Source organism: Yoonia vestfoldensis SKA53, from assembly GCF_000152785.1.
GTDB lineage: Bacteria > Pseudomonadota > Alphaproteobacteria > Rhodobacterales > Rhodobacteraceae > Yoonia > Yoonia vestfoldensis_A.
Map to the genome: position 1 here is coordinate 2,700,648 of NZ_CH672414.1, position 24,585 is coordinate 2,725,232.

Here is a 24,585-nt window from a genome sequence, read left to right on the forward strand (position 1 = left end):
TCGTGACAAACCGGGGGCGCATCGCACCCCCGGTTCTATCGTGGTTGTGACCCGTAGGATCAGATTGCGAGCTTGCCGGGGAAGTAATGCTCGTAGGCAAGCGCCAGATCGGGTGCGTTCATCAGCTCGTAATAGGCGACCTTGTCGACCCATGCGCGCTGGCTGTCCATAACCCGCTTGGAGAAATCGTCCTGTTCCAGCTCGGTGATCAGACCGTCCCAGGCGTTAAGCTGCGCCTGCAGAATGTCTTTCGATGTCCGGTGAACGGTCACACCCAGCTCGTCGCGGATGCGCAGCAGGTCGTTGGAATACTGGTCCATCGCCAATGCTGTGTTCGCTGTCGAAGCGGCCTCTACGCCGTAACGCAGGATTGCCTGAAGATCGTCGTCCAGGTCGGTATAGAAGTCCTGGTTGATGATGAATTCAAAGCTTTCCGACGCCTGGTGATAGGACGACAGGTAATAGTTCTTTGCCACGTCAGGCGCGCCGAAACGCAAGTCAGACGATGGGTTGTTGAACTCGAACGCGTCGATAACGCCACGTTCCATCGCGGGGACGATTTCGCCACCAGGAAGCTGCGCCACGGACATGCCCATCGACTGCAGCAGGTCGGCAGCCAGACCAACGGTCCGGTACTTGAAGCCTTGCAGATCAGCAGCGGTGTTCACTTCTTGCTTGAACCAGCCAAATGGCTGCGCTGGCATTGGGAAGCCCATGAAGCCAACAACGTTCAGGCCCAGGATGTCCTGTGTCAGTTCGCGGTACAGTTCGGCACCGCCGCCCTGATAGAACCAGCCCAGCATGGTGTTAGCGGAACCGCCGAAGACAGGACCGGTGCCAAAGAACGAAGCGGACTTGGATTTTCCGTACCAGTACACAGGCACGGTGTGCGCCATGTCGATCACGCCATCATTGACCGCGTCCATCACCTGGAATGCGCCGACGACGGCACCAGCTGGCAGCAGATCGATCGACAGACGTCCACCGGACATCGCCTCTACACGATCAATATATTGCTGCGCAAAATCCATCCAGATGTCCGATGCGGGCCAGGATGTCTGCATCCGTACCACCAGCGGCGCTTGTGCCAGAACGGCGGGCGCGCTCAGCGCTGCACCGGCGGCGACTGTTCCACCCAAGGCACCTTTACTCAAGAATGACCGGCGCGACAGCGCACTCGTGGTCTTCGGAGCCGTTTTCTCTGTCATTGTATCCTCCCAGATATGTTTCGCTGCCTAAAGACATCGAGGTGGTCAGGTTTAATCACCAATTTTCGAAAAGCAAGTGTCGAAGCGCCCTTTGGCCATGCGTTTGCGCTAACACGTCAGAAAATTAAGATTTTATACAACTCAGGGGCGTTCGGCGGTGCGGCTGATCACACGCGACTGTCATGATGATCACACCAGACGGTCAAGCGGTGCCGCCCCGGCAAAAAATGAATCAAGGTTGTCGAGCGCACGGAATCCCATCGCATCGCGCGTCTCGAATGTGGCAGAGCCGATATGCGGCAACATAAACACGTTATCCAGCTGCGCCAGCGCGGTGTTGCCGCCCGGTTCGGTGCGAAACACATCAAGTCCCGCCGCGAACAACCGCCCGCTTGTCAGCGCCGCGACGAGCGCATCTTCGTCCACCAGCGCGCCGCGTGCGGTATTCACCAGAATCGCCCGTTCCGGCAGCAGCGCCAATGTACGGGCGTTGATCAGGCCGGTGGTATCGGCACTGGCCGGACAATGCAGCGACAACACATCCGACACTGCCAGCAGGCTGTCGATTGTGTCATGAAACACGGCGCCTTTTTCCTTGTCGGGGCTTAGGCGGCTGCGGTTGTGGTAATGGATTTCCATCCCAAAACCGCGCGCGCGGTCTGCCGTGATCTGGCCGACACGGCCCATGCCCAGCACGCCAAACCGGCGTCCGGTGACCTGCCTGCCGACCATGAAAGACGGCGACCAGAAATTCCAGCGCCCTTCGCGCACCATCCGGTCGCCCTCGGACCCGCGCCGTGCGGCACCCAGCATGCACAGCATGGCAATTTCGGCAGTGGCATCCGACAGCACATCGGGCGTGTTCGTCACAACGATCCCGCGCGCCTTGGCAGCGGGCAGATCGACATGATCGACGCCAACGGAATGGTTGGCGATGATCCGCAGCCGGTCGGGCAGGGCGGCGATGACGTCCGCGCTGAAATGTTCCGAATGGCAGGGCAGGACGGCGTCGACATTTTGGCAGGCGGCGATCAGTTCATCGCGCGTCAAGACATGATCGTCCGCGTTCAGGATCACGTCATAGCTGTCACGCGCGCGGTCCAGCACGGCATCGGCCAGTTTGCGGGGGATCAGCAGGGTGGGTTTGGTGGTCATGGCATCATCTTTCCTAAGGTTTGTCGCATTGTGAGCGGAACCCGACGGGAAAAGAAACCCCGCAAACGCAAGAGCGCGCAAATGCCCGCCGCGCCTTATCTGGTCAAGAGGGTTGGCCCGCGCGTTGTTTCGTGTATATCACGGCGGGCAAACATGGACCTGGGGGTGACCTCGGGTGGCTCTTCCGGCCGCCTATCCGCCGGACAACCTGTCAAAACCAGACGTTGCCGGCGCGCTGCTGCCGGACAGGAAAGATTTACATGATTTCTCTCGATGCGTACCGCACCCAGTGGACGGGCAATATCCGCGCTGACCTGTTGGCGGGGCTGGTCGTCGCCCTTGCCCTGATCCCCGAGGCGATCGCCTTTTCCATCATCGCAGGCGTTGACCCCAAGGTGGGGCTTTACGCCAGTTTCTCGATCGCGGTGCTGACAGCGATCACGGGCGGGCGGCCCGGCATGATTTCGGCCGCCACCGCAGCGACCGCCGTTCTGATGGTGACATTGGTGCGCGATTACGGGCTGGAATATCTGCTGGCCGCAACTGTGCTGGCCGGACTGATCCAGATCGGCGCGGGTATCCTGCGGCTGGGCTTTGTCATGCGCTATGTGTCGAAATCGGTGATGACCGGTTTTGTGAACGCGCTGGCGATCTTGATCTTCATGGCGCAATTGCCCGAGCTTGACCCCGGGGTCGTAACATGGCTGACCTATGTGCTGGTGGCCGCAGGGCTTGCGATCATCTATCTGTTTCCGCTTTTGACCAAGGCGATCCCGTCACCGCTGGTCACCATCGTGGTGCTGACAGCGCTGGTCATGGTCTTTGGCTGGGATGTGCGCACCGTGGGCGATATGGGCGCATTGCCCGATACGCTGCCGGTGTTCCTGATCCCGCAAATCCCGCTGACATTCGAGACGCTGATGATCATCCTGCCCTATTCCATCGCGGTTGCTATCGTGGGCCTGCTGGAAAGCCTGATGACACAAAACATCGTCGATGATCTGACAGACACGAAATCCAACCGTAATCAGGAATGTATTGGCCAAGGCATCGCCAACACTGCAACGGGTTTCATTGGCGGCATGGCGGGTTGCGCGATGATCGGCCAGTCGATCATCAACGTCAAATCCGGCGGGCGCGGACGGTTGTCCTGCTTCACGGCGGGTGTGGTCCTGCTCATCCTCGTGGTGTTTCTGGACGATCTGGTCAGCCAGATCCCGATGCCCGCCTTGGTGGCGATCATGATCATGGTCAGCATCGGCACGTTTTCGTGGTCCTCGATCAAATCGCTGCGGACGCATCCGCGATCATCCTCGATCGTGATGATCGCCACGGTGGTGACGGTGGTATATACCCACAACCTTGCCATCGGGGTGCTGGTGGGTGTGCTGCTTTCGGGCATCTTCTTTGCCGGCAAGATCGCGCAATTGTTCAAGGTCACAACGACCATTTCCACGGACGGGCGCGAACGGACCTATGTCGTCGAAGGCCAGCTGTTCTATGGCTCGGTCGAGGATTTCATGAACGCCTTCGATTTCAAAGAGGCGCTGGACAGGGTCATCATCGACGTCAGCGGCGCGCATATCTGGGACATCAGTTCCGTGCAGGCGCTGGACATGGCGGTGCTGAAATTCCGCCGCGATGGGGCCGAGGTGGACATCGTCGGGATGAACACAGCGTCAGAAACCATCGTGGACAAGCTTGCCATCCATGACAAGCCGGGCGCCATGGACAAGTTGATGGCGCATTAAGGAGACGGATATGACACCGACACAAAAGATCGTGGCCTTCATCGACGGGTCGATTTATTCCGAAAGCGTCTGCCACCATGCCGCCTGGATCGCCGAGCGTACGGGGGCTGCGGTGGATCTGATCCATGTGTTAGGCCCGCGCGACACATCGGGCAAGCGTGACCATTCCGGCGCGATTGCGCTGGGCGCGCGCACGGCGCTGTTGCAGGAACTGGCCGAACTCGACGCGCAACGCTCCAAACTGATGAGCCATCGTGGCCGTGCCATTTTAGATGATGCGCAGGCCATTCTGGACAAGGATGGCGTGACCGGCATCAACACCCGCCTGCGCCATGGCGACGTCGTCGAGGCGGTGGCCGAAGTTGAAGGCGATGCCCGTGTCATCATCGTCGGCAAACGTGGCGAGGATGCGGATTTTGCCAAGGGCCATCTGGGGTCCAACCTTGAACGGATCGTGCGCACCAGCACACGCCCCGTGTTCGTCGCATCGCGCGCCTTCAAGCCGATTGCACGCGTGCTGGTCGCCTATGACGGCGGCGCATCCGCGATGAAAGCGGTGGATCACATCGCGCGCAGCCCGCTGTTTCAGGGCCTGTCCATCCATGTCGTCACCGTTGGCGCGGCCTCCGCCGAGGTGGAAAAAGGCCTTGCCAATGCCAAGGCGATGCTGAAAGCCGCAGGGCTGGAGGCGGCAACATCCGTCCTGCCTGGCCAGCCCGAAAAGGCATTGGCCGATCTGGTGGACACCCAAGGTTACGACATGCTGGTGATGGGCGCCTATGGGCACAGCCGGATTCGCAGCCTTGTGATCGGGTCCACCACCACGGCGATGATCCGGGCCTGCAAGGTGCCGGTCGTGCTGATGCGCTGACGCTTTACATCTTCCGAGCCCAAATATCCCCGCCGGAGGCATCGATCTTTTGAGGAATGATGCCTTTGGCCCGCGCAGGACCAGATGATCATCTGACGCAACCGCGATGACCGCAGGGCCATTGCAGGCCTTCCCCAGCGCGCCCATGTCAAGACAAACCCGCCGACCGCGCTGCGCTGCGTGACCCGGCCGTTGCTTGTGCTGCGCCAAGAGGCGTAACTGCGGTCCAAGGGGCTGTGTTGTCTATGCCTATTCAGGAAGGTCGCCACGATGGACACACCACAATTGCTGATCATCGCGATTCTTGTCGCGACCATGGCGCTGTTTTTGTGGGGGAAGTTCCGGCATGATGTCGTGGCGCTGGCGTCGCTGATGGCCTGCGTCATCGCGGGGCTGGTCCCGGCTGATGCCGCCTTTGCCGGTTTCGCGCATCCGGCGGTGATCACCGTCGCCTGCGTGCTGATCCTCAGTCAAGGTCTGCAAACCACCGGTGCAGTCGATTGGCTGGCGCGCACGATCCTGCCGCGCGCGGCGGGGCGCACCGCCAGCCTTGCGGCGCTGATGGGGCTGGGGGCGCTGCTGTCGGGGTTTATGAACAACGTAGGCGCGATGGCGCTGCTGATGCCCGTGGCGGTGCAAGTGTCCGGCAGGTTGGATATGACGCCGGGGCAGGTGCTGATGCCGCTGGCCTTTGCGACGATCCTTGGCGGCATGACCACGCTGATCGGCACGCCGCCCAACCTGATCGTGTCGGGTTTCCGCGCGCAGGCGGGGCTGGGCCAGTTTGCCATGTTCGACTTTGCGCCCGTGGGTGTGGCTGTCGCCCTGTGCGGTGTGATCTTCATCATCTGCGACGATCCTTGGCGGCATGACCACGCTGATCGGCACGCCGCCCAACCTGATCGTGTCGGGTTTCCGCGCGCAGGCGGGGCTGGGCCAGTTTGCCATGTTCGACTTTGCGCCCGTGGGTGTGGCTGTCGCCCTGTGCGGTGTGATCTTCATCATCGTGATCGGCTGGCGGCTGGTGCCACGGCGCAAGGCGGTGGCAGACGGCGATTTTGCGACAGGTGCCTATATGACCGAGGTCCGCGTACCCGACGACAGCAAGGCGGTCGGCCTGACCCTGCGCGCCTTTGAAAGCGAGATCGCCGATAGTGACGCGCAGGTCATCGGCATGGTCCGCAATGATGTGCGGATCACCGCGCCGCATGGCAGACGGCGCATTCATGCCGGCGATATTCTGGTCATGGAAGCCGATGTCGAGGCGCTGGCGGAAACTTTGTCGGTGTTCGGTATTACGCTGGAAGAACAAAAGTCTTCTGCGCCCCAAGCAGATAAACCGGACAAGCCCGAGGACGATAGCGGCAAGTCCAAGCGCGACGGCGATGTCGTTCTGCGTGAACTGGCCGTGCTGCCGGCGTCCAGTATCGTCGGGCGGTCGGCGCGGGATCTGCGGCTGCGCACGCGCTACGGCTTGAACCTGTTGGCCGTGGCGCGGGCAGGGCATCCGCCGCGCGCGCGGCTACGCATGCTCAAGCTGAAGTCCGGTGATCTGCTGATGATGCAGGGTCCGGCCGAGGCGCTGTCGGATTTCGCCAATGAGACCGGATGTGTGCCGTTGGGCGCACGCGATCTGCGCATCCCTGATAAGCGTATGGCGCTGATCGCGGGGGCAATCATGCTGGCATCGGTCGCAATTGTCAGCTTTGGGCTGTTGCCTGCGGCGGCGGCGTTCACGCTGGGGGTGGTGGCGACGATGGTCTTTCGCACGGTGCCGCCACGCAGCATTTATACCGCGATCGACTGGCCGGTGATCGTGCTTTTGGGGGCGCTGATCCCGGTGGCGGGGGCGCTGCAATCGACGGGGGCTGCCGATGTGCTGGCGCAGTTTCTGGTCGGTACGGTTGCACAGGGCAATGCCGTCGCGGCCTTGACAGTCGTGTTGATCACCACGATGTTCCTGTCCGATGTGATGAATAACGCCGCGACAGCGGCTGTCCTTTGCCCGATTGCCATCGGGATCGCGGCGACCTTGGGCGTGAACCCCGACAGTTTCCTGATGGCAGTGGCGATTGGCGCGTCCTGCGCGTTTCTGACCCCCATCGGGCACCAGAACAACACGCTGATCCTTGGCCCGGGTGGGTTCGGTTTCGGCGATTACTGGCGTCTTGGCCTGCCGCTTGAATTGGTGGTGGTGGCGGTCAGTCTTCCGCTATTGCTGGTGGTGTGGCCGCTGTGATGTCCGCCAGCAGCCGTTCAGGCGCGATCCCGCGCTTTTCGGCGCTGGCGCGCACAGCCTGCTGCAACGTGTCGCTGCGCTTGAGCAAGCGGCGGAACCGGTCCTCGTCCAGCACCAGCAGGGTGGATGGCGCAATCGCGCGCACGAGGGCGCGGCGCGGTTTTTGCATCAAGATCGCCATCTGGCCGAACATCTCGCCCGGCCCAAGCCGCCATGTCTGGCCCGCGACCTGCAATTCCACCGCACCCGTGGCGATAAAGAACACCCGTTTGGCGGCGTTGTCCTTGCGGATCAGGATATCGTCGGCATTGGCATAGATCGTCTGGAACGCGCGGCCCAGTTGTTTCAGCGTAGCGTCATCCAGATCGGCAAAAAGCGGCAGTTGCCGGACCAGATCGGACCTTTGCGGTGCGATATCCAGCGGCGGGCGCGTTTCCGCTGCCGCCCTGCGCTGCGCCAGATCCTGTGCCAGCGTGGTATAAACCTCGGCCCCGATCAGCCCGTCGTCGCGCATCGCGGCATATTCGCGTTCTTCCAGCCGCAGCACCGTGCGCCGGATGAACCGGCGTTCCAGTTCTTCGGCATAGCCAGGATATTGCAGGCGCAGCCCTTCCAGCGCGGTTTCCACCAGGTCGATCCGGCGGGCCAGCAGTTCCTGCAACAAATCCGCCACGCGGCGGCCGTGAATGCGGCGGATACGCCCGTCGATAAACACGTCCAGATCGCGCAGGATCAGCCGTTGCGACAGCAGGAATTCGAACCTGTCCGCCGTCATCCGCGCCAGTGGTATCGACAGTTTCAGCCGGTTGTGCAGAACCACCGCCGCGCGGAATGCGCGCCCATAGGTGACCGAGCGTTTTGCGGCGCGCTGATAGCCGCTACGCCCGCCGGACCGCGCGCCTTCGATCAGACGTTCGGCATCGGCCAGCACCTGTTCGGCCATCCTCGCCGAAATTGTCCTGTCGCGCACACGGTCAAGAATCGTGTCGCGTTCGTGTCCCGCCAGCGCGATCAGCCCCAGTGTGATCCGGTCACGGTCCAGCAGATCGGCGCTTTCTTCGGCTTGTTTGACAGCATCATCCAGCCGTTCGCCGAAACGCTTTGCCTCGGAGCGGACAATCTCGCGCGAGAGTTCGTAGTTTTCGGTCGTGCGCGCCACATCTTCGCGCACGGTCTGCAATGCAACGGCCACCACCTGCCGCGACAGCGCGTCGTCGATGGGCGACAGCCGGTCAAGGCCCAGTTGGGCGATGACCCAGCGCAGGCTCGACCCTTGGACGATCAGCGTGAACAGCGTGAAGCCCGTGGCAAGGATGCCGACCACGCGCTTGACCTCGAGCGGGACACGCGTGCTTTCGGTGACGGCCAGCGCCAATGCGAGCGTCACCGCCCCGCGCAACCCGCCCCACAGGATCGCAACGCGGTAAGGCCGGTCGACGGGCGGCGAGGCCCGCAGCAGTGTCAGCAGTGGCAACAACCCGAACAGGATCACGACGCGCGCGGCGATGGCCGCCACGATGACGACGGCGATCAAGGCAAAATCGCTGGGGCGCGCTTCTTCTAGCAGACGCGGGATGAACAGGGCGGCCAGCACAAAGATCAGCGCCCCCGCCCAATGCGCGAGCAATCCCCAGACCTCGCGCAGATTGGTCCATGATTGCGGCGCCAGGCGGCTGGGGCCGGTCAGGTTCAGTGTCAGTCCCGCTGTCACGACCGCGATCACGCCTGATGCACCGATCATCTGTTCCGCACCGATATAGGCCAGATAGGGCAGTGCGACGGATACCGAGATTTGCGCCAGTTCGAACCGTGCAAACAGCGCCATCAGCCAGACAGCTATTCTTGCCACGAACCAGCCCGCCAGCGCACCGCCGAAGATCAGCACCGGAAACCGCGCAAGTGCTTCGCCCAGGTTGGGGTCGGGGACACCCAGCATGACAAAGCCCATGAACAATCCGAACAGCGCGATGGCGGCGGCATCGTTCAGCAGGCTTTCGCCTTCGATGATGCGGCTCAGGCGCTGTGGCGCGGAAATCGACCGGAAATTCGATACCACCGCCGACGGATCGGTTGTTGATACAATAGCCCCGACCAAAAGGCAGGCCGCCAGCGGCAGGGCGCTGACCATGGACAGCGCAAAGCCGACCGTGACCGTGGCCACAACCACCGCCACCACCGCCAGCACAAGGATCGGCACCCAATCATCCAGCATCCGCCGCAGGTTCATGCCCAATGTCGCCTGAAACAGCAGGGTCGGCAAAAAGACATACAGGAACACGTTGGACCGGATCGGCAGGCCAAGGATCGCCTCGGCCAACGGGTTCAGCGCATTGGTCAGGTCGGTGCGCAGGAAAAACAGCGCAGCGCTGGCGATGGCGACGCCCAGCAAGGCAAGGATCACCGTGAACGGCACGCGCAGCCGGTCGGCCAGCGGCTCTGCCACGCCGATCAGCAGGAACAGGGATGCGATCACCGTTGTGATGAGAATGATGTCCATGATCTTGAAATATCACACAGATCAGGAAACGCATGGGCAAACTTGGCTGACTGGCGCGATCAACCCGGTTTTGCGCCTTGCTTGGGCGGTTTATTTGTAATTCGCCCGCCTGTCACCGAATTGGCGCACGCGCTTGCGCCACGAACGATAGCTGCCGGGCGCAAGTTCGCTGCGCATCAGCGCCTTGACCTGATCAGGCGACAGACCGTGCAGATCGCGGATCTGGGCGAAACTGGTGTGATCGCTCAGCGCCATTTCGATGATCTCGCTGATCGTGGCGGGATCCAGATCGGCGGGTGTCCCGGTCATGCGAACCGCGCCAGTACGATGCCCGCCAGCACGATATGCGCCAGCGTCACTGCCACGCTGAACCCGTGCAGAGCCTTGAAGCGGCCCTTTGCGCCGGTGTCGGTGGCTGTGTTGATCGCAGGCATCAGGATTTGTCGCGCAGGCACCGTTGTCACAGCGATCAATGCCAGCAGTGCGGCACCGGTTTGGTCGTGCCAGACCAGAAATAACGCAGCCAGCGTCGCTGATCCGATGACAAACAGATAAAAATGCGGAAACGCCTGCCGCAATGCGGCACTTGCCACAGGGCCGGGCAGGGCGGAAAATACAAAGGCAGCAAAGCCGAAGGAATAGAGCACCATGCCGCCGAACAGCAGCGCGGTGGCAAGGATCGCAAGGGTCAGGGTCATGTCGTCTCCGGTTTGTGGGCATGGCCCATGTAAAGGATCGCCGTCAGCGGCAAGGGCCCAAAGGTCAGGTCCAGCCGCCGGTTCACCCCGCGCGGTCCCAATCCGGTAAACCGCGAAGGCACCAGCCCTGCCGTCCCCATCGCGGTGCGCAATTCAGCGGGCTTGATGAACATTGCCGGATCATGCGTGCCGCGCGGCAGCAGGCGCAGGATATCCTCGGCCACGGTGATCGTGGCCAGTCGCGCCAATGGGTTGCGATTGATCGTGTCGAACAAAAACAGCCCGCCGGGGCGCAGCACGCGGGCGACCTCAAACATCACTTTTTGCAGGTCGGTGACGTGTTCCAGCACATCGACGCAGACCACCGCATCAAAACCGGCGGCGTCATAGGGCAGCGCCTCGCCCACGCCCACGTCATAGGCGATGCGCAATCCTTCGGTCTGCGCATGCTGGCGCGCGGCGGTGATCGCATCACTGGCGGGGTCGATGCCGGTGACCTGCGCGCCGCGTTTGGCCAAAGCCTCGGCCATGAAACCACCCGCACAGCCCAGATCCAGCACGTCCTTGCCCTGCCAGTCGATCAGGGTGTCGAAATGTTTCAACCGGCCGGGGACAAGGTTTTTCAGCGTCCTCACCCAGCGGATATCATCCGACCACCATTTGTCGGCATAGGTGTCATAGATCGTCAGATCATTGCGCATGGGGTTTGTCCTTTTTCAATCGCGGTAGCGCATAGGGCACATCCGCCTTGTAGCGCGCAAAGTCCGCGCCATAGCGGCGCGCGAAGCGCCGTTCCTTCATCCGCGGGGCCAGCAGGCAATAGGCGGTATAGCTGGCCGCCAGCACCAGTTGATCTGGCGTCCAGACCGGCACGGTCCACAGCGTCAGTGCGAAAGCCACATAGATCGGCTGGCGGATCAGCGCGAACAGGCCCCGCGTCGGCATGTCGGGAAACACCGGCCTGATCCGCGCCATCAGCGACATCCAGCCCAAGGCACCCGATTGCACCTCGGCACCTGCATCAAAGCTGGCTTTCATCAGCACCAGCCAGCTGGCGGCATAGGCGGCGCTGATCGCCCAGAAAGCCGCCCCATCGGCGCGCCACCAGATGATCCCAGATGGTGTCCAAAGCGCGAAAAGCGCCAGCAATTGTGCTGATGCGATGATCGCATATGTGGTCGTGGCCAGTGTCGCGCCATGCGGTCCGGGGATCAGGCGGGTCAGAAACGTGCTACCCCGCAGGGTCAGAAAGAACGAATGCGCCAGCGGGAATTGCGCGATCAGCGCCGCATTGGCCAGTGCGGCCCAAGGCCAGGGTACGGTGCCGAAACTTGCGCTGAGCCCAAAGAACATGGCCGCGATCATCGCCAGCACGGCGGCGGCGAACAGCAGATGGCACAAAGCCCCCATCAAAAGCGCAAGCATGATCCGCCCCGTCCCCGCAGGCGGGTGCAAGGCCGCGCGGATCAAGGCGATCAGCCGTGCGATGCGCGGATCAGCCAGCATGCTGCGCCAACAGGTCATCGGCGATGGCGGTGCCGCTGGTCCATGCGTCTTCGACCTTGGGGCCAAGGCACCAGTCGCCGCCCAGATACAGCGTGCCGGTATCGTTGCGCAGGAAAGGGGCGCCCAAAGCCTGTGTGATTTGCGCATAACGCCAGCGATGCGCGGATGCATAACGGACCTGCAACGCTGTCGCCCCCAGACGGTCCAGCAGCAAGGGCAGCATCAGATCGGCGATGGCGTCCTTGTCCAGTTCCAGATGGGTTACGCTAAAGCTCGTGCTGGCTTGCGCAACCCACCCAACCGGCCCCTGCGGGCGGTCAGGTTTCGTGCTGTCCTGCGCGATCCATGCCAGATCGGCGTCAGGGTCGCGCGCGACAACAAAGGGCGCAGGCCCGTCGATCGCTGCCATCAGCGTCAGGTTTGGCGCATAGGCGACATCCGTCAGCCGTGCGACCAGTGGATGATCCGCGCCGATGATCCCTGCCACCTGCGGTGTGGGAACTGTGCAGATCACTTGAGACGCTGCCAGCACCTCATCCCCCAAACGCACCTGCCAGCCTTCGCCATCATGCGACAGGCCGGTGACCAGCGCCTCTTGCCGCACGTCCAGCCCTGCGCCGATCCCCTTGGCCAGCGCCGACATGCCGGGGGTGCCGACATGTCCGTCCTGCCATGTGCCGACATGACCGCTGAGCGTCAGTTCGCCCAAAAGTGCGGCAAAACCTGCGCCCCGCACGCTGACATATTGCGCGCCATGGTCAAAATGCAGCCCCTCGGCACGCCGTGTCGCCACACGCCCGCCGATGCCGCGGCCCTTGTCCAGCACCAGCACGGTGCGGCCAGCATCCGCCAGCCTGCGCGCGGCGGTCAGTCCGGTGATGCCTGCGCCGATCACGATCACGGCGGATTTGTCAGGGTCAGATGTCATCGTTTTGGGGTCCTGTGCGGTAGGTGTCGAGCAAGGCGCGCAGATTGACCCGCGCGCGTAATTTGGTGGCCAGCAGATACATGCCGCCGATCTTGCGATGTAAAAACAGAGTCTCGGCAGGGGGGACATGCATCAAGTCGCGGTCATTGCCGATCACCATCCCCATGTCGCGCAACCGTTCCAACAGATCCGTTGTGCCGAAATCGAACGGCGCATCCTGCCGCAAAGGCACCATCGCGGTGTCGAACATCGCTTTGATGAGGTCCTGATGCTGCGGCGGCGTGGCCGTGCCGAAATAGCCGATATCCAGCATCGCCTGCCTGATCGCCTCGCTGTCATCATCCAGCCCCGCGTTCATCAGGTTGCGGAACGTGGCCTGTTGCGCAGGATTGATCCCGCGCACCGCCCCGAAATCCAGCAGGACGATCCGGCCCGTTTCGCGGTCCACGCGGTAATTGGCAAGGTTGGGGTCGGTCTGCATCGCGCCAAAGGTGAAGAGTTCGCGCAACACCAGATTGATCAGATCGCGTGCGGCGCGGTCGCGGATATCCTGCGGCGCATCCACCAGCACATCGATGGGATCGGCCGTGATATAGGTCATCGCCAGCACCGCATCGGTGCTGAAATCCGCCTGCACCTGTGGGACCATGAAAGCCTCCGACCCGGCCAACAGGTCGCCAAAACGGCGCAAATGCGCGGCTTCGGCGCTGTAATCGGCCTCTTCGTGCAATTGCTGTTTCGCGGCGGCCAGCAGCGGGGCGATATCCATGCCGCGCGGCAACAGGCCGGGCAGGCGCATCAGCCCTGCGATATTGTCCAGATCGCTGTCGATACTGGCGCGCACGCCCGGATATTGCACCTTGATCGCCAGATCGCGGCCATCATGCGTCGTGGCGCGATGCACCTGCCCGATGGAGGCGGCGGCAAAGGGGCGCACGTCGAAGGCGGCAAAACGCTTGCGCCAGCCTTCTCCCCATTGCGTGTTCAGTGCGCCTTGGAGCTGCTTGGGTGGCATGTGGCGGGCATCATCGCGCAACCGCGCCAAGATCGCGGTCAGCTCGGGTGACAACACGACACCCGTGTCCATCGACAGCATCTGCCCCATCTTCAGCGCGGCACCGCGCATCTGTGACAGCCCATCTGTCAGCCGCAGCGCATTGGCGGGCGTCAGCAACAGATCGGCCATGCCGGGGCGCTGCCCGCTGGCCAGACGCCGCAAACCGCCTGATGCGACACCGCCCGCGATCCCCGCAGCGATCCCGCCCATACGCAAAAGGCGGTTCGCGCGGCCTGTCGGGACGGGCGTGCCGCGTAATCTGTCATCTGGTCGGGTCACTTGGCACCTTTGGTCTGCATCACGTGCTAAGTGGCGCGGCGCGCCGCTTCGTAAAGGGCGGCTGTCAGATCGGCGCGTGCTGTGGCCTGTGCCGCTGCGTCTGTCAGGCGCAGGATATAGGATGGATGCCATGTCACCAGCACCGGGCCGTTGTGCAGGCCCTGTTCGATCCTGCCCTGCCGGTCAGCCATCGGGGCGGCATTGCCCGTCAGCGCATAGGCCGCCGTTGCACCCAGTGCGACCGTCAGTTTCGGTTGCACAAACCCCAGTTCCAACCCCAACCACCAGCGGCAATGGTCGATTTCGGCGCGGTCAGGCGATTGGTGCATGCGCCTTTTTCCGCGTGCGGTAAATTTGAAATGCTTGACGGCATTGGTCAGCCAGGTGGCAGCGGGATCAACCCCCGCCGCAGCCATCGCCTGCTGCAAGATCTGCCCCGCAGGGCCGACAAAGGGCTTGCCTTCCAAATCTTCGCGGTCACCTGGTTGTTCGCCCACGATCATCAGCGCGGCACCCTGCGCACCTGTCCCCCAGACCGTCTGCGTCGCCTTTTCGCAAAGAGTGCAGCGGCGGCATTGCAGGGCGGCCTCGCGCGCCTGATCCAAGCTATCGGGTAAATTCACCGCCTGCGGCATCGCGGCACGGTAGCGGGTGGAAACCGCCGCCGCACCGGGGCGCGCAGGGGTGCTGCCAGCCGCGCGCATCCGCTGCACGCGGGCTTCGGCGTCTTTCAGCATCGCGGGGATCAGCGCGGTTTCGGGCAGGTTTTTCCAGTATTTCTTGGGCATCTCGGATCGCATCGCATCCAGCTTGATCCGTGCGGGGTTAAAGATATTGGCGAAATAAGTGGCCCAAAGGGATTCGGACGCATCATCGGGTAGATCGGGGCGGGCGGCGGCAGGGCCAAACCGTAACTTGCCGCCTTCGAAATGCGCGGTCAGGTCCGGCGTGGCGATCATCCAGTCCATATCGGCAAACCGTTTGGCAAAGAACGGCACACCGGGTTCCAAGGTATGGTGTTCAGGTTCGAACCACGCCGCGAAACGGCGGCGGGCGCTGTCGCCGGGCAATTCGCGAAACCGCACGAAAGCATGCATCTTGTGAATGTCGCGGCGCACGTTTTTGGCCAACAGTTGTAACCGCCGCCCGAGCGGATCGGCGGACGACAAAGGATCGCCATCGCGCCGGTCGATCCGCCACAACGCCTGATAAAGCAACGCCGCACGGTCGGGCGATTTGTGCCAGATCGCTGATTTCGCCATGTCGAAGAATGCGGCAGGCACCTTGGCCTGATGCGGCCCTTGCTGGTCGGGCAGGGGGCTAGCTGCAAACAATCCGCCACCCCCCGACCAGTCGATCAGATCGGGCGCGATCCGGTGCGAAATGGCGATCCGTGCCGCATTGCGCCATGCGTCCAGCGGGCCAAGATCAGGCAGTGTGACCGCATAGGTCAAATCAGCTGCAATTGTTGGGGCGGTGGCGCAAACCGCGCGCGCAAATCCACGCTGTCGGTCATTGCAGCAGGCGTCCAGCCGGGCATGGTGACGAACGCCTTGGCCTTTTTCATCAGCGCACCCATGCGCACCAGATCTTCGTAGCGCAAGGCGCCATTGCGCCGTGCCGCGATGATCCGGTCCACGATCCGCGTGCCGAAACCCGGCACACGCAGCAGCATATCGCGGCTGGCGCGGTTCACATCGACCGGAAACTGCGCGCGGTGCTGAAGCGCCCAAGCCAGTTTGGGGTCCAGTTCCAGATCAAGATGGCCGGCGTTGGTGCCTGTCGCAATCTCCTGTGCGGTGAAACCGTAGAACCGCAGCAGCCAATCTGCCTGATACAGCCGATGTTCGCGCACCAAAGGCGGCTGCACCAGCGGCAGCATGACAGACGCATCGGGGATCGGGGAGAAGGCGGAATAATAGACCCGCCGCAGTTTATAGCCGGAATAAAGCCGCGTCGCGCTGTTCAGGATCGTCACGTCATCGGTGCCATCCGCGCCGACGATCATCTGCGTGCTTTGGCCTGCGGGCGCAAAACGCGGCGGGCGTTTGCCGGTGTGGGATTTGTCCTTGGCGGCCTCGCCTTCCAGCCGCACCTGCGCCATGCTGGCGCGTATGGTTTCGGGGCGCTTTTCGGGGGCGAATTTACGCAAGGATGCATCCTGCGGCAGTTCCACGTTGATCGACAGACGATCCGCGTAGAGCCCCGCCTCCTTGATCAGTTCCGGCGCTGCATCGGGGATGGTTTTCAGATGGATATAGCCGCGAAAGCCATGATCCACCCGCAGGCTTTTCGCGATCCGCGCCATATCACCCATGGTCTGGTCTGGCGATTTGATGATGCCCGAGGATAAAAACAGCCCTTCGATGTAATTGCGCCGATAGAATTCCAACGTCAGGGTCACGACCTCTTCGACAGAAAACCTTGCCCGTTCCACGTTCGAGGACACGCGGTTGATGCAATAGGCGCAGTCGAAAATGCAAAAATTCGTCATCAGGATTTTGAGCAGCGATATGCAGCGCCCGTCCGGCGTATAGGCATGGCAAATGCCTGCCCCGCCCGATGACCCCAGCCCACCCTTGCGCGAATCCCGCCTTTCACCCCCAGACGAGGCACAGGAGGCGTCATATTTCGCGGCATCCGACAGAATCGCGAGCTTGTCTTGCAGGGTCATTTTTACCATGACCCTTTATTAATGTTCTTCTTTTGTTCGTCAATGCGTCGCGCGTTGCATGGGCGATCTGCCGCAGTCAGTGCGCGCTGCCGCGCGTCATCCGCAACGACCGGCCTGCGGTCGTTGGCGCTGATGATCCGAAATGGCCGTCCACTATCCGCACCATCCGCCGATAGGCTGCACGGTGCCGGTTGCGCAGGGTGACACCGGCAAAAACCGGCTGGGTGATGACCGGCGCATCCGTGACCAGATGGCATTGGCCTGCGGCGATCAGCGCTTGGGCAGAGGGCGCCAGCACATAGGCGCTGCCTTCGAGTGATGTGACCAAATCAACCATCGCCGCATTCTGCCCGATGGATAGCGATACATTGGTCAGGTCGGGCAGCAGGGCCGCATGGCTTTGTGCAAAGGCGGGGGCATAATTTGCAAGGATATAGCTGTCGGCGCGCACCTCGGTCAGGCGGGTGGCATGGGTGGAAACCATCAGGTAAGGCACCTCTCCCAAGGTCTGGAAATACAGATCGGGGTGGATTTTCGGGGTGTAAAGCACCGCCACATCCTGTGCGCCCGTCACCAGATCGGCGCACATTTGCGCGGAATAATCGGCCTCGAAGAAAAACACCGTATCGGGCAAAGCGGCGCGGAATTGCCCGATCAGCGCGCTGATCGCCATGCCGACAAGGTCGTGCTGCAACCCGATCCGCATCGTCACCCCCGCGATCCCGCTGTCGCGCGTGGCATTCAGCGCGGTGATCCAGCTGTGCCGCAGGCTGCGGGCATGGGGTTCGAACCGCAGACCTTCGGTGGTCAGCGCGGTGCCTGCGCGTGAACGGGTGAACAGCGGCCGGCCTATCGCCTTTTCCAGCGCCTTGATCCGGCCAGAGATCGTGGATTGCGTCACGCCCAACCGCTCGGCTGTCTGGTTGAAGCTGCGGGTTTCGCACAGATCAAGGAAGGCTTCGATCAATTCTATCTGCATGGAAATTACTCTGCCCTAATCGGTGATCCCGATCAATAACAACCGAAATGCCTGATTGCCAGATTCGTGGTTTGCGCGCAGGATCGCGGCATATCCGTTGTGGAGTTTCCCATGTCTGACACGATCCAACTGAAATCCCGCAGCGGTGGCCGCGCCGCGCGGGTCGCCTTGCGCAGCGCACCCTTGGCCGAGGACAAGCGCCCGGTGCGTGCGGGTATGCCGGGTGGCCGGCTCAAGGTTCTGACCGATGCCGAGGTGCTGCGCATCCATCACGCAGCCCTTGATGCGCTGGAACAGATCGGCCTGTCCCAAGCCCCGCAATCGGGGATCGAGATCATGACCCGCGCCGGTGCAATCCTTGGTGATGACGGGCGACTGCGGTTTCCGCGTGCCTTGGTCGAGGATATGCTGGCCAAGGCCGCGCGCGACATCACCCTGTTCGGGCGCGACCCGAAATACGACCTGCACCTGTCCGGCACGAACGTGCATTTCGGCACGGCGGGGGCGGCGGTGCATATCGTGGACCTTGCGACCAACACCTACCGTGACAGCACGGCGCAAGACCTGTTCGATGCCGCACGGATCACCCACAACCTTGAGAATGTGCATTTCTTTCAGCGGGCGATGGTCTGCCGCGATGTTCTTGATAACCTCGAGATGGATCTGAACACGATCTATGCCTGCTGTTCGGGCACCACCAAACATGTCGGCACGTCCTTCAGCGACCCATCTCATGTGGCCCCCGGTTTTGACATGATCCACCGCATCGCTGGGGGCGAGGCGGCATGGCGCGCGCGGCCATTCATTTCCAATTCCAATTGCTTTGTCGTCCCGCCGATGAAATTCGCCGAGGAAAGCTGCATGGCGATGGAAAGCTGCATTCGCGGCGGCATGCCCGTGCTGTTGCTATCGGCAGGGCAGGCGGGGGCGACGGCACCGGCACCTATCGCGCTGGCCATCGTGCAGGCGGTGGCGGAATGTCTGGCGGGTGTTGTCTATGTCAATGCCATGGCACCGGGGCATCCGGCGATTTTCGGCACATGGCCGTTTGTGTCGGACCTGCGCACGGGGGCAATGTCGGGCGGATCAGCCGAACAGGCGCTGCTGACGGCGGGCTGCGCGCAAATGCATCATTTCTATGGCCTGCCCGGGGGGGCCGCAGCGGGGATTTCCGACAGCAAATTGCCCGACATGCAGGCGGGTTGGGAACAGGGGATCACCAATGTGTTGGCGGGCCTGTCGGGGCTGAACATGGTTTACGAGGCCGTGGGGATGCATGCCTCCCTGCTCGGGTTCTGTCTGGAATCGCTGGTATTGGGCGATGATATTCTGGGGCAGGTCATGCGCTGCGTGCGCGGGATCGACGTGACCGAGGACAGCACCTCGATCGAGGCGATGAAGGCCGTCTGCCTTGATGGCGCGGGCCATTACCTTGGGTCTGACCAGACGCTGCAACTGATGCAGACGGAGTATATTTATCCCGTGCTTGGCAACCGGATGAGCCCCAAGGAATGGGTCGAGGCGGACCGGCCCATGCTGCTGGACAAGGCGATTGCGCGCAAGAATACCATTCTGGCCAAGGCGGGGCGGCAGATCGACGTGGATGTCGACGCCGCAATCCGTGCGGATTACCGCATTTATTTCGAATAAGGGGCGCGCGATGCATTACGGCTATATCGGGCTGGGCAATCTGGGCGGGCATTGCGCGGCCAGTCTGCTGCGTGCGGGCATGGAGCTGACCGTCACCGATCTGAACCGGTCTGCTGGCGATGCGGTCTGCGCCGCCGGTGCGCATTGGGCCGACACGCCAGAGGCGGTGGCGGCATCGGTTGACCATGTCATCACCTGCCTGCCGTCGCCTGCGGTCACAGCGCAGGTGCTGGCGCGCATCCTGCCCATGATGAAACCCGGCGCGCATTGGATCGAGATGTCCACGCTTGGCCGCGACGATGTGCTGGCCTTTGCGCAACAGGCGGCGGCGGCAGGCGTGCGGATGATGGAACTGCCCGTCACCGGGGGCGTGCATCTGGCGGCGGCAGGGCAGATCACCATGCTGGCAGGGGGTGACAAGGATATGTTCGATCTGCACCTGCCGGCGCTGCAGGCCATCGGCAATCAGGTGTTCCACATGGGGCCGCTTGGGTCTGCGTCGATCATCAAGGTCATCACCAATATGCTGGCCTTTATCCATCTCAAGGCCTGCGGCGAGGCGCTGATGCTGGCCAAACGCGGCGGGCTTGACCTTGGGCAGGCGTGGCATGCGATCAAGGCGTCGTCAGGCACGTCCTTTGTGCATGAAACCGAAGGGGCGCTGGTGCTGAACGGGTCCTATGACATCGCGTTCAACATTGATCTGGCGTTGAAAGATCTGGGCTTTGCACTGGATTTCGGGCGCGAATTCGGCGTGCCGCTGGATCTGGCAGGGGCGACCGAACAAACCTATGTCGCCGCGCGCGCGGCCTATGGCGGCGATGCGCAATCCCCGATGATCGTAAAGCTGCTGGAAGATTTGTTGCAGACCGATCTGCGCGCGCCGGGGTTTCCCGCGCGGCTGTGACCTAATGCGTGATCCTGTGCCACGATGTCAGGATGGTGCTGATCGCGGCAGATTCATAGGCGAACACGCTGGCCTCGTCGCCTGTCATCGCGATGGCCACGGCGCGCCCGTCATCCAACCCACCATCCAGACAAACCAAAAGCGGGCCGTCCTGATGCGCAAAGATCGCCTGTTGCCGTTTGCGGAACGCCATGAACTGGTCGCGCCAGATCGGGTCCAGCTTGGTGGTATCGCCCTGCGTGCCGGTGGTCACCCCGGCGGTTGCGTGGATGAAAGCGGTAATCATCGGGCTATTGCCCGCCAGAAACTGCGCCATCCGTGATTGTCCGGTGCCATGGTCAACCACCTGCCAAAGACCCGCAAGGCTGGCTGCGGGAATACCCGCCTCGGAGGGGTTGCCCAGCGGTTCGGCGGGGTGCGAGCGCACGGTGACCTGCTGTGCATCCTTGCACAAGCCCGCCAAAAACACGCCAAGCGTCTTTGTCGTGGCGATATCGTCTTGCGCCAATACGCGGCCTGTCAGGGCCGTGGCCGCTGGCGCGACACCGCCAATATCTATCAACCCGCGGAGGCGGCGACCCGCCACAGCCATGCGCAGCACAGCGCCGTCGATGTCGCATACTAGCGTCCGCGCTAGCACGGTAGCGTCGATTTCCGTGATGATCGCCGTCAGGGGCGCAGGCAATCCGGCCCGCGACAGGACGCGCGCGCCACCGACGAACACGCTGTCATTGGCGGCCAAAGCCATCAGTCTGGTGACAAGCAGGCTGTGGTCAGTCACGGATGGGGGGTCTCTTGCAGGTGGACATCATACGTCATGACTGATCGTTTCCAGACAGGCGCGCGCATCCTGAAGAAAGAAGTCGATGGCGGTATCGTGGGCGCAGACGCAGCATAATACATCATGGGGTTCGTGCGCAGAGCGCAGATAGATCCGCAGATGATCGCGCGTTGCAACAAACACTGTCCTGGCAGCGCCGTCGCCGATTGCAGGCTCGCGGTCTGTGCCAAAGGCCAGCGCGGCCTCGGCACACAGCGAATCCAGACCTTCGCGGCGGAATGTCGTTTTGGCATTGGTGATCAGGACCATCTGCGTCGACAAATCCGCAAAGGCGAGCGTTTCGCAGCCCGGATGTCTGTCGTGCAATCTGTCCAGCGCCTCGGCGACCATTGGTTCTGTCCATTGCTTTTGCCAAGGCCCTGATTAGGGCGATTTCCGAAGACGGGAAAGACCCGCCGCGAGGCGTTTACGAAGATGCGCGGACCTGATCGTCCGTTTCAGATGCGCGAATTTGCGGTGTGTCGTGCATCCGCTGCACGCGGCGCGGCATGATCGTTGCGCGCACGGGGTCTGGGATCGCGGTGCCATTGGCGATATTGTAAAGCGGCCGGTCGGTGCGTGCCGCGACCTTGGTCAGGTTTTCGATCATGTCGATCAGATGGGTGACAAAAGGGCCTGCACCGCTTGCGTTCCATTTGTCGTAATCATCGCCCGCCTGCAACGCCTGAACCAAAGAGATCGGGAAACTGGCCGCGAACTGCCCGTCCGTTTCAAGTCGTACCCGCTGCAACACGCGGCGACGGTCCTTATCGCTGATCAGCTTGTCATAGCGGGTGATCAGCAGGATGGAAAAATCACGCAGGGCATCGGGCATCATTGCCCAGACAGCCGCCTCTGACTGACGCCAAGCCTGGGTTGCATGGGTGCACCAGATCACGGCGTCCACCTCGGGCAGCATCCGTTCCCAGACTTCGGACGACATATTGGGGTCGGAAATTCCCGGAAAATCGATCAGATCGCAAAGGTCCAGAATATCGCATTCCATGAACAGCCGGATCACATGGGTTTGTGCGACCGGAATCGATTCAAGCCGGTCCAGCGACACCGGTTCGGTGCTGCCGTCCACCAGTACGCGGTAAGCTGGCGTGTGGCCATAAGACATCCACACCGGCGCAAGACGTGTCGCCGTTACCTTTTCCGGCAGCGGGCGCGCCCCCAGCAGCAGGTTGGACAAGGTGCTTTTGCCCGCGCTGAATTCACCCATCAGTGCGATCCGGGGTTTGCGGGGCAGGTGTGCGTCGGTCATTGGTCGGGTCCTTGCGGCGCGGCATGTGTCTGCGCGGTCAGTTCGTCGATGATATAGTCGAATATTTCGGCGCGTTCCTGCTGCGCGGTGATCCCGAAAATATCCTTCAGATCATCAAGGTGAAGGCTGGATTTTTCGCTGATGTCGGTCAGCAGGGCGCGCTGTTCGTCCAGAAATTCGCGCAATTCGCGTTCGGCCATGGCGCGGATGTCCATGGTCTGGCGATCCTTGAGTTCTGCGGTAATGGGGGCGGTTTCCGCCTCGATCAGGTCATAGAATCCACTGGCAAAGGCGCGATAGCCTTTGCGCCGTTTCCACCAGCCTTTCCACCACGACGTCTGCAGATCAAGCGCGATGGTCTGACCCAGCGTGACAGGGGCGGGAATGTCGGGGGCGGCAGGTGGCGTGATCTTGAAGTTTTCAACAGCCACCCCGAACGCCGCGCGATAGGTTTCCGACAGATCATCAGAGGCTGCGGCAAACACTTGGTCACAGGCCATTGTCGCGTTGCGCCGCATCACCTGATAGCTGGTGCGCAGCAATATCCGCAGCCCATCGGGGCTATATTGCCAGACCTCGTCTTCGCCCCTGCTTTCAAGATGTTGTAGCAAGGATTCAAGCGCACGGTCCAAAAACCGTCGATGCGATTGGTCGACCCGCGATCCAAACTGCTGGAACACGCTGTCCAGGCGGTCATTGAGCTGGTTGATCTGCGTCTGAGCGATCCTGTCCAGGCGCTGGACCAGCTGGTTATGCGGCATCACTGTGACCGTGTCACCCTCCAGACGCATCGACACGATGGACGATGACGCCCGCACGCCGCCAATAAGATTCAGCGCCCGTTTGCGCGCCGCGGTCAGGATTTCTGCACCCGGTCCGTCGGTGATGCGGTCAGATATCGCGCCGAACAATGCGGGCAAACCTGACAGATGCCAGACCAGTTCCTTGGTCCCCATGTCCGCCGTCTGCGCGCTGAGCGAGGCTTCGGCCCAGTTGAACATTGCTTCGGCGCTATCCGCGACGATGGCGTCCAGATTATCCCCCAATGCGATATTTGCCCAATAGGCGCTGCCAAAAATCAACTCAGGCGTTTCGGGGCCGTTATTGTCGATCAGCGTCTGCAAAATGCTGTCGCGGATTTCGGGGACCTGTTCGGCGGGATTGGCCAACTCGTCGATCCGGTTGACGAAAATCACGACCTCTCGGGATTTGACGTTCGAAATCAGACGGATCAGCCCCATGTCCATGGAACTCAGCGCCTGATGCGCCGATAGCACGACCACGCAGATGCGGCTGTCGCGCAATGCGTTGATGGTGATCTGTTCGCGCATCATGAAGGTGTCGTTCACGCCCGGCGTATCGCGCAGGCATAGCGGCATCGGGATTGTTGCGGCGGTCAGATAAATGTCGGCAGATTTGGTGATATCGGCAAAACGACCCTGTTGGCCTGATGCGTCAAGATCGTCAAAGTCATCGCCCATACAGACATAACGCTGCACCAAGTCGTCATTCAGTTCGGCGTAATTATGTTTTTGACCCAACAAAAGTTCGAATTTGCGACCAAGGCGGCGCTTGGTCTTGTCGCGCATTTCGGCGATTTGCAGGCGGATTTTCTCCATCTCTTCGTCGGCACCGGCCCGCGCGGATAATTCGCCGATGCGTCCGCCATTCTCGATCAGATGATCCCATTCGTCCTTGTTGAAAAACTGGAAGGTCGCGGTCGGCGCATCCGCGGGCAAAGCCGCGTTCAGGTGCAGCGACGTGACCACAGATGTCCAGGGGTTCACGTCCGCAGGCAGCAGATCAGGGCGGCCGACCATCGCATTCACCAGCGATGTCTTGCCGGCTTTGATCTGGCCGATCATCGTGATGCTGGGCTCGAATGAGCGCAATTGTTTGATCAGCTTTGCAGATTTCTTTTCACTATCCTGACCACCCAGTTTGACGACATCTTGCAATGTCGCCTCCAGGTCGGCGATTTCGGCATGAAACAGGTCCAGCTTTTCCAGACCCAAACGCATGAATGGGTGATGTGCTGCCGGGACTTTGTAGCCGCCCACTTTTGCCAGCTCTTCCATCTTCATTCGGTTCCGTCCTTG

General features: G+C 61.8%; 21 protein-coding genes, 1 pseudogene and 1 other annotated feature. Of the genes and pseudogenes, 6 read left to right on the forward strand and 16 right to left on the reverse strand.

The features are described 5' to 3' along the window. Positions 1-59: 59 nt before the first annotated feature. Positions 60-1,208, reverse strand: coding sequence for a TRAP transporter substrate-binding protein (locus SKA53_RS13140; RefSeq protein ID WP_007206651.1), 1,149 nt, complete (start codon positions 1,206-1,208; stop codon positions 60-62). 189 nt (positions 1,209-1,397) lie between these two features. Beyond that, positions 1,398-2,363 (reverse strand): 2-hydroxyacid dehydrogenase, encoded by a 966-nt coding sequence (locus SKA53_RS13145; protein WP_007206652.1) that lies wholly within the window; start codon positions 2,361-2,363, stop codon positions 1,398-1,400. A 152-nt stretch (positions 2,364-2,515) separates the two neighbouring features. After that, positions 2,516-2,572, forward strand: a sequence feature (sul1 is cis-regulatory element that is thought to sense ions involved in sulfur or methionine metabolism; They are found in Alphaproteobacteria). A gap of 51 nt (positions 2,573-2,623) precedes the next feature. Here SKA53_RS13145 and SKA53_RS13150 point away from each other — a divergent pair. The 4 genes and pseudogenes from SKA53_RS13150 to SKA53_RS13165 all read left to right on the forward strand — a co-directional run bounded on the left by SKA53_RS13150 (position 2,624) and on the right by SKA53_RS13165 (position 7,224). Next, on the forward strand, positions 2,624-4,114 hold the full coding sequence (locus SKA53_RS13150; protein ID WP_007206653.1) for a SulP family inorganic anion transporter: 1,491 nt from the start codon (positions 2,624-2,626) through the stop codon (positions 4,112-4,114). A gap of 10 nt (positions 4,115-4,124) precedes the next feature. After that, positions 4,125-4,985 (forward strand): universal stress protein, encoded by an 861-nt coding sequence (locus tag SKA53_RS13155; protein ID WP_007206654.1) that lies wholly within the window; start codon positions 4,125-4,127, stop codon positions 4,983-4,985. A gap of 315 nt (positions 4,986-5,300) precedes the next feature. Beyond that, positions 5,301-5,774, forward strand: a pseudogene (locus SKA53_RS15285) (SLC13 family permease); the annotation flags it as partial. Positions 5,775-5,853: 79 nt separating this feature from the next. Continuing rightward, complete coding sequence (locus tag SKA53_RS13165) at positions 5,854-7,224, forward strand: SLC13 family permease (protein WP_347360064.1); 1,371 nt, start codon at positions 5,854-5,856, stop codon at positions 7,222-7,224. Here SKA53_RS13165 and SKA53_RS13170 read toward each other — a convergent pair. The 10 genes from SKA53_RS13170 to SKA53_RS13215 all read right to left on the reverse strand — a co-directional run bounded on the left by SKA53_RS13170 (position 7,187) and on the right by SKA53_RS13215 (position 17,842). Continuing rightward, positions 7,187-9,721, reverse strand: coding sequence for a cation:proton antiporter (locus tag SKA53_RS13170; RefSeq protein ID WP_007206657.1), 2,535 nt, complete (start codon positions 9,719-9,721; stop codon positions 7,187-7,189). The genes SKA53_RS13165 and SKA53_RS13170 overlap by 38 nt on opposite strands. 90 nt (positions 9,722-9,811) lie before the next feature. After that, on the reverse strand, positions 9,812-10,030 hold the full coding sequence (locus tag SKA53_RS13175; protein ID WP_007206659.1) for a DUF2805 domain-containing protein: 219 nt from the start codon (positions 10,028-10,030) through the stop codon (positions 9,812-9,814). Continuing rightward, positions 10,027-10,419 (reverse strand): DUF4149 domain-containing protein, encoded by a 393-nt coding sequence (locus SKA53_RS13180; protein WP_007206660.1) that lies wholly within the window; start codon positions 10,417-10,419, stop codon positions 10,027-10,029. The genes SKA53_RS13175 and SKA53_RS13180 overlap by 4 nt, the downstream gene beginning before the upstream one ends. Further along, the gene (gene ubiG / locus SKA53_RS13185) at positions 10,416-11,120 is read right to left on the reverse strand and encodes a bifunctional 2-polyprenyl-6-hydroxyphenol methylase/3-demethylubiquinol 3-O-methyltransferase UbiG (protein WP_007206661.1); all 705 of its coding nucleotides are present in this window, start codon (positions 11,118-11,120) and stop codon (positions 10,416-10,418) included. Before ubiG ends, SKA53_RS13180 begins: the two co-directional genes overlap by 4 nt. Then, entirely contained in the window at positions 11,110-11,925 is an 816-nt protein-coding gene (locus SKA53_RS13190) for a methyltransferase family protein (RefSeq protein ID WP_050752719.1), read from the reverse strand. Before SKA53_RS13190 ends, ubiG begins: the two co-directional genes overlap by 11 nt. After that, positions 11,915-12,853 (reverse strand): NAD(P)/FAD-dependent oxidoreductase, encoded by a 939-nt coding sequence (locus tag SKA53_RS13195; RefSeq protein WP_007206663.1) that lies wholly within the window; start codon positions 12,851-12,853, stop codon positions 11,915-11,917. The genes SKA53_RS13190 and SKA53_RS13195 overlap by 11 nt, the downstream gene beginning before the upstream one ends. Then, positions 12,843-14,189 (reverse strand): ABC1 kinase family protein, encoded by a 1,347-nt coding sequence (locus SKA53_RS13200; protein WP_040482986.1) that lies wholly within the window; start codon positions 14,187-14,189, stop codon positions 12,843-12,845. The genes SKA53_RS13195 and SKA53_RS13200 overlap by 11 nt, the downstream gene beginning before the upstream one ends. Before the next feature lie 26 nt (positions 14,190-14,215). Next, positions 14,216-15,643 (reverse strand): UdgX family uracil-DNA binding protein, encoded by a 1,428-nt coding sequence (locus SKA53_RS13205; protein WP_007206665.1) that lies wholly within the window; start codon positions 15,641-15,643, stop codon positions 14,216-14,218. Then, a complete protein-coding gene (locus SKA53_RS13210; protein WP_110549036.1) occupies positions 15,640-16,872 on the reverse strand; it encodes a putative DNA modification/repair radical SAM protein in 1,233 nt (410 codons plus the stop codon). The genes SKA53_RS13205 and SKA53_RS13210 overlap by 4 nt, the downstream gene beginning before the upstream one ends. A 67-nt stretch (positions 16,873-16,939) precedes the next feature. After that, on the reverse strand, positions 16,940-17,842 hold the full coding sequence (locus SKA53_RS13215; protein WP_007206667.1) for a LysR family transcriptional regulator: 903 nt from the start codon (positions 17,840-17,842) through the stop codon (positions 16,940-16,942). A gap of 111 nt (positions 17,843-17,953) precedes the next feature. Between SKA53_RS13215 and SKA53_RS13220 the strand changes: the two genes are divergently transcribed. Together SKA53_RS13220 and SKA53_RS13225 are read left to right on the forward strand one after the other, a co-directional pair. Further along, positions 17,954-19,492, forward strand: a complete 1,539-nt coding sequence (locus tag SKA53_RS13220; RefSeq protein ID WP_007206668.1) for a trimethylamine methyltransferase family protein — start codon at positions 17,954-17,956, stop codon at positions 19,490-19,492. A 10-nt stretch (positions 19,493-19,502) separates the two neighbouring features. After that, positions 19,503-20,399 (forward strand): NAD(P)-dependent oxidoreductase, encoded by an 897-nt coding sequence (locus tag SKA53_RS13225; RefSeq protein ID WP_007206669.1) that lies wholly within the window; start codon positions 19,503-19,505, stop codon positions 20,397-20,399. Between the two features lies 1 nt (position 20,400). Here SKA53_RS13225 and SKA53_RS13230 read toward each other — a convergent pair whose 3' ends face one another. From SKA53_RS13230 to SKA53_RS13245, 4 genes are all read right to left on the reverse strand, one after another. Further along, a complete protein-coding gene (locus SKA53_RS13230) occupies positions 20,401-21,180 on the reverse strand; it encodes a hypothetical protein (RefSeq protein WP_040482987.1) in 780 nt (259 codons plus the stop codon). A gap of 27 nt (positions 21,181-21,207) precedes the next feature. Next, positions 21,208-21,546, reverse strand: coding sequence for a hypothetical protein (locus SKA53_RS13235; protein ID WP_242601271.1), 339 nt, complete (start codon positions 21,544-21,546; stop codon positions 21,208-21,210). 100 nt (positions 21,547-21,646) lie between these two features. After that, positions 21,647-22,486 carry a dynamin family protein gene (locus SKA53_RS13240; protein ID WP_007206672.1) on the reverse strand — a complete coding sequence of 280 codons (840 nt, stop codon included), beginning with the start codon at positions 22,484-22,486 and terminating at the stop codon, positions 21,647-21,649. After that, positions 22,483-24,570, reverse strand: a complete 2,088-nt coding sequence (locus tag SKA53_RS13245) for a dynamin family protein (protein ID WP_007206673.1) — start codon at positions 24,568-24,570, stop codon at positions 22,483-22,485. Before SKA53_RS13245 ends, SKA53_RS13240 begins: the two co-directional genes overlap by 4 nt. Positions 24,571-24,585: the final 15 nt, after the last annotated feature.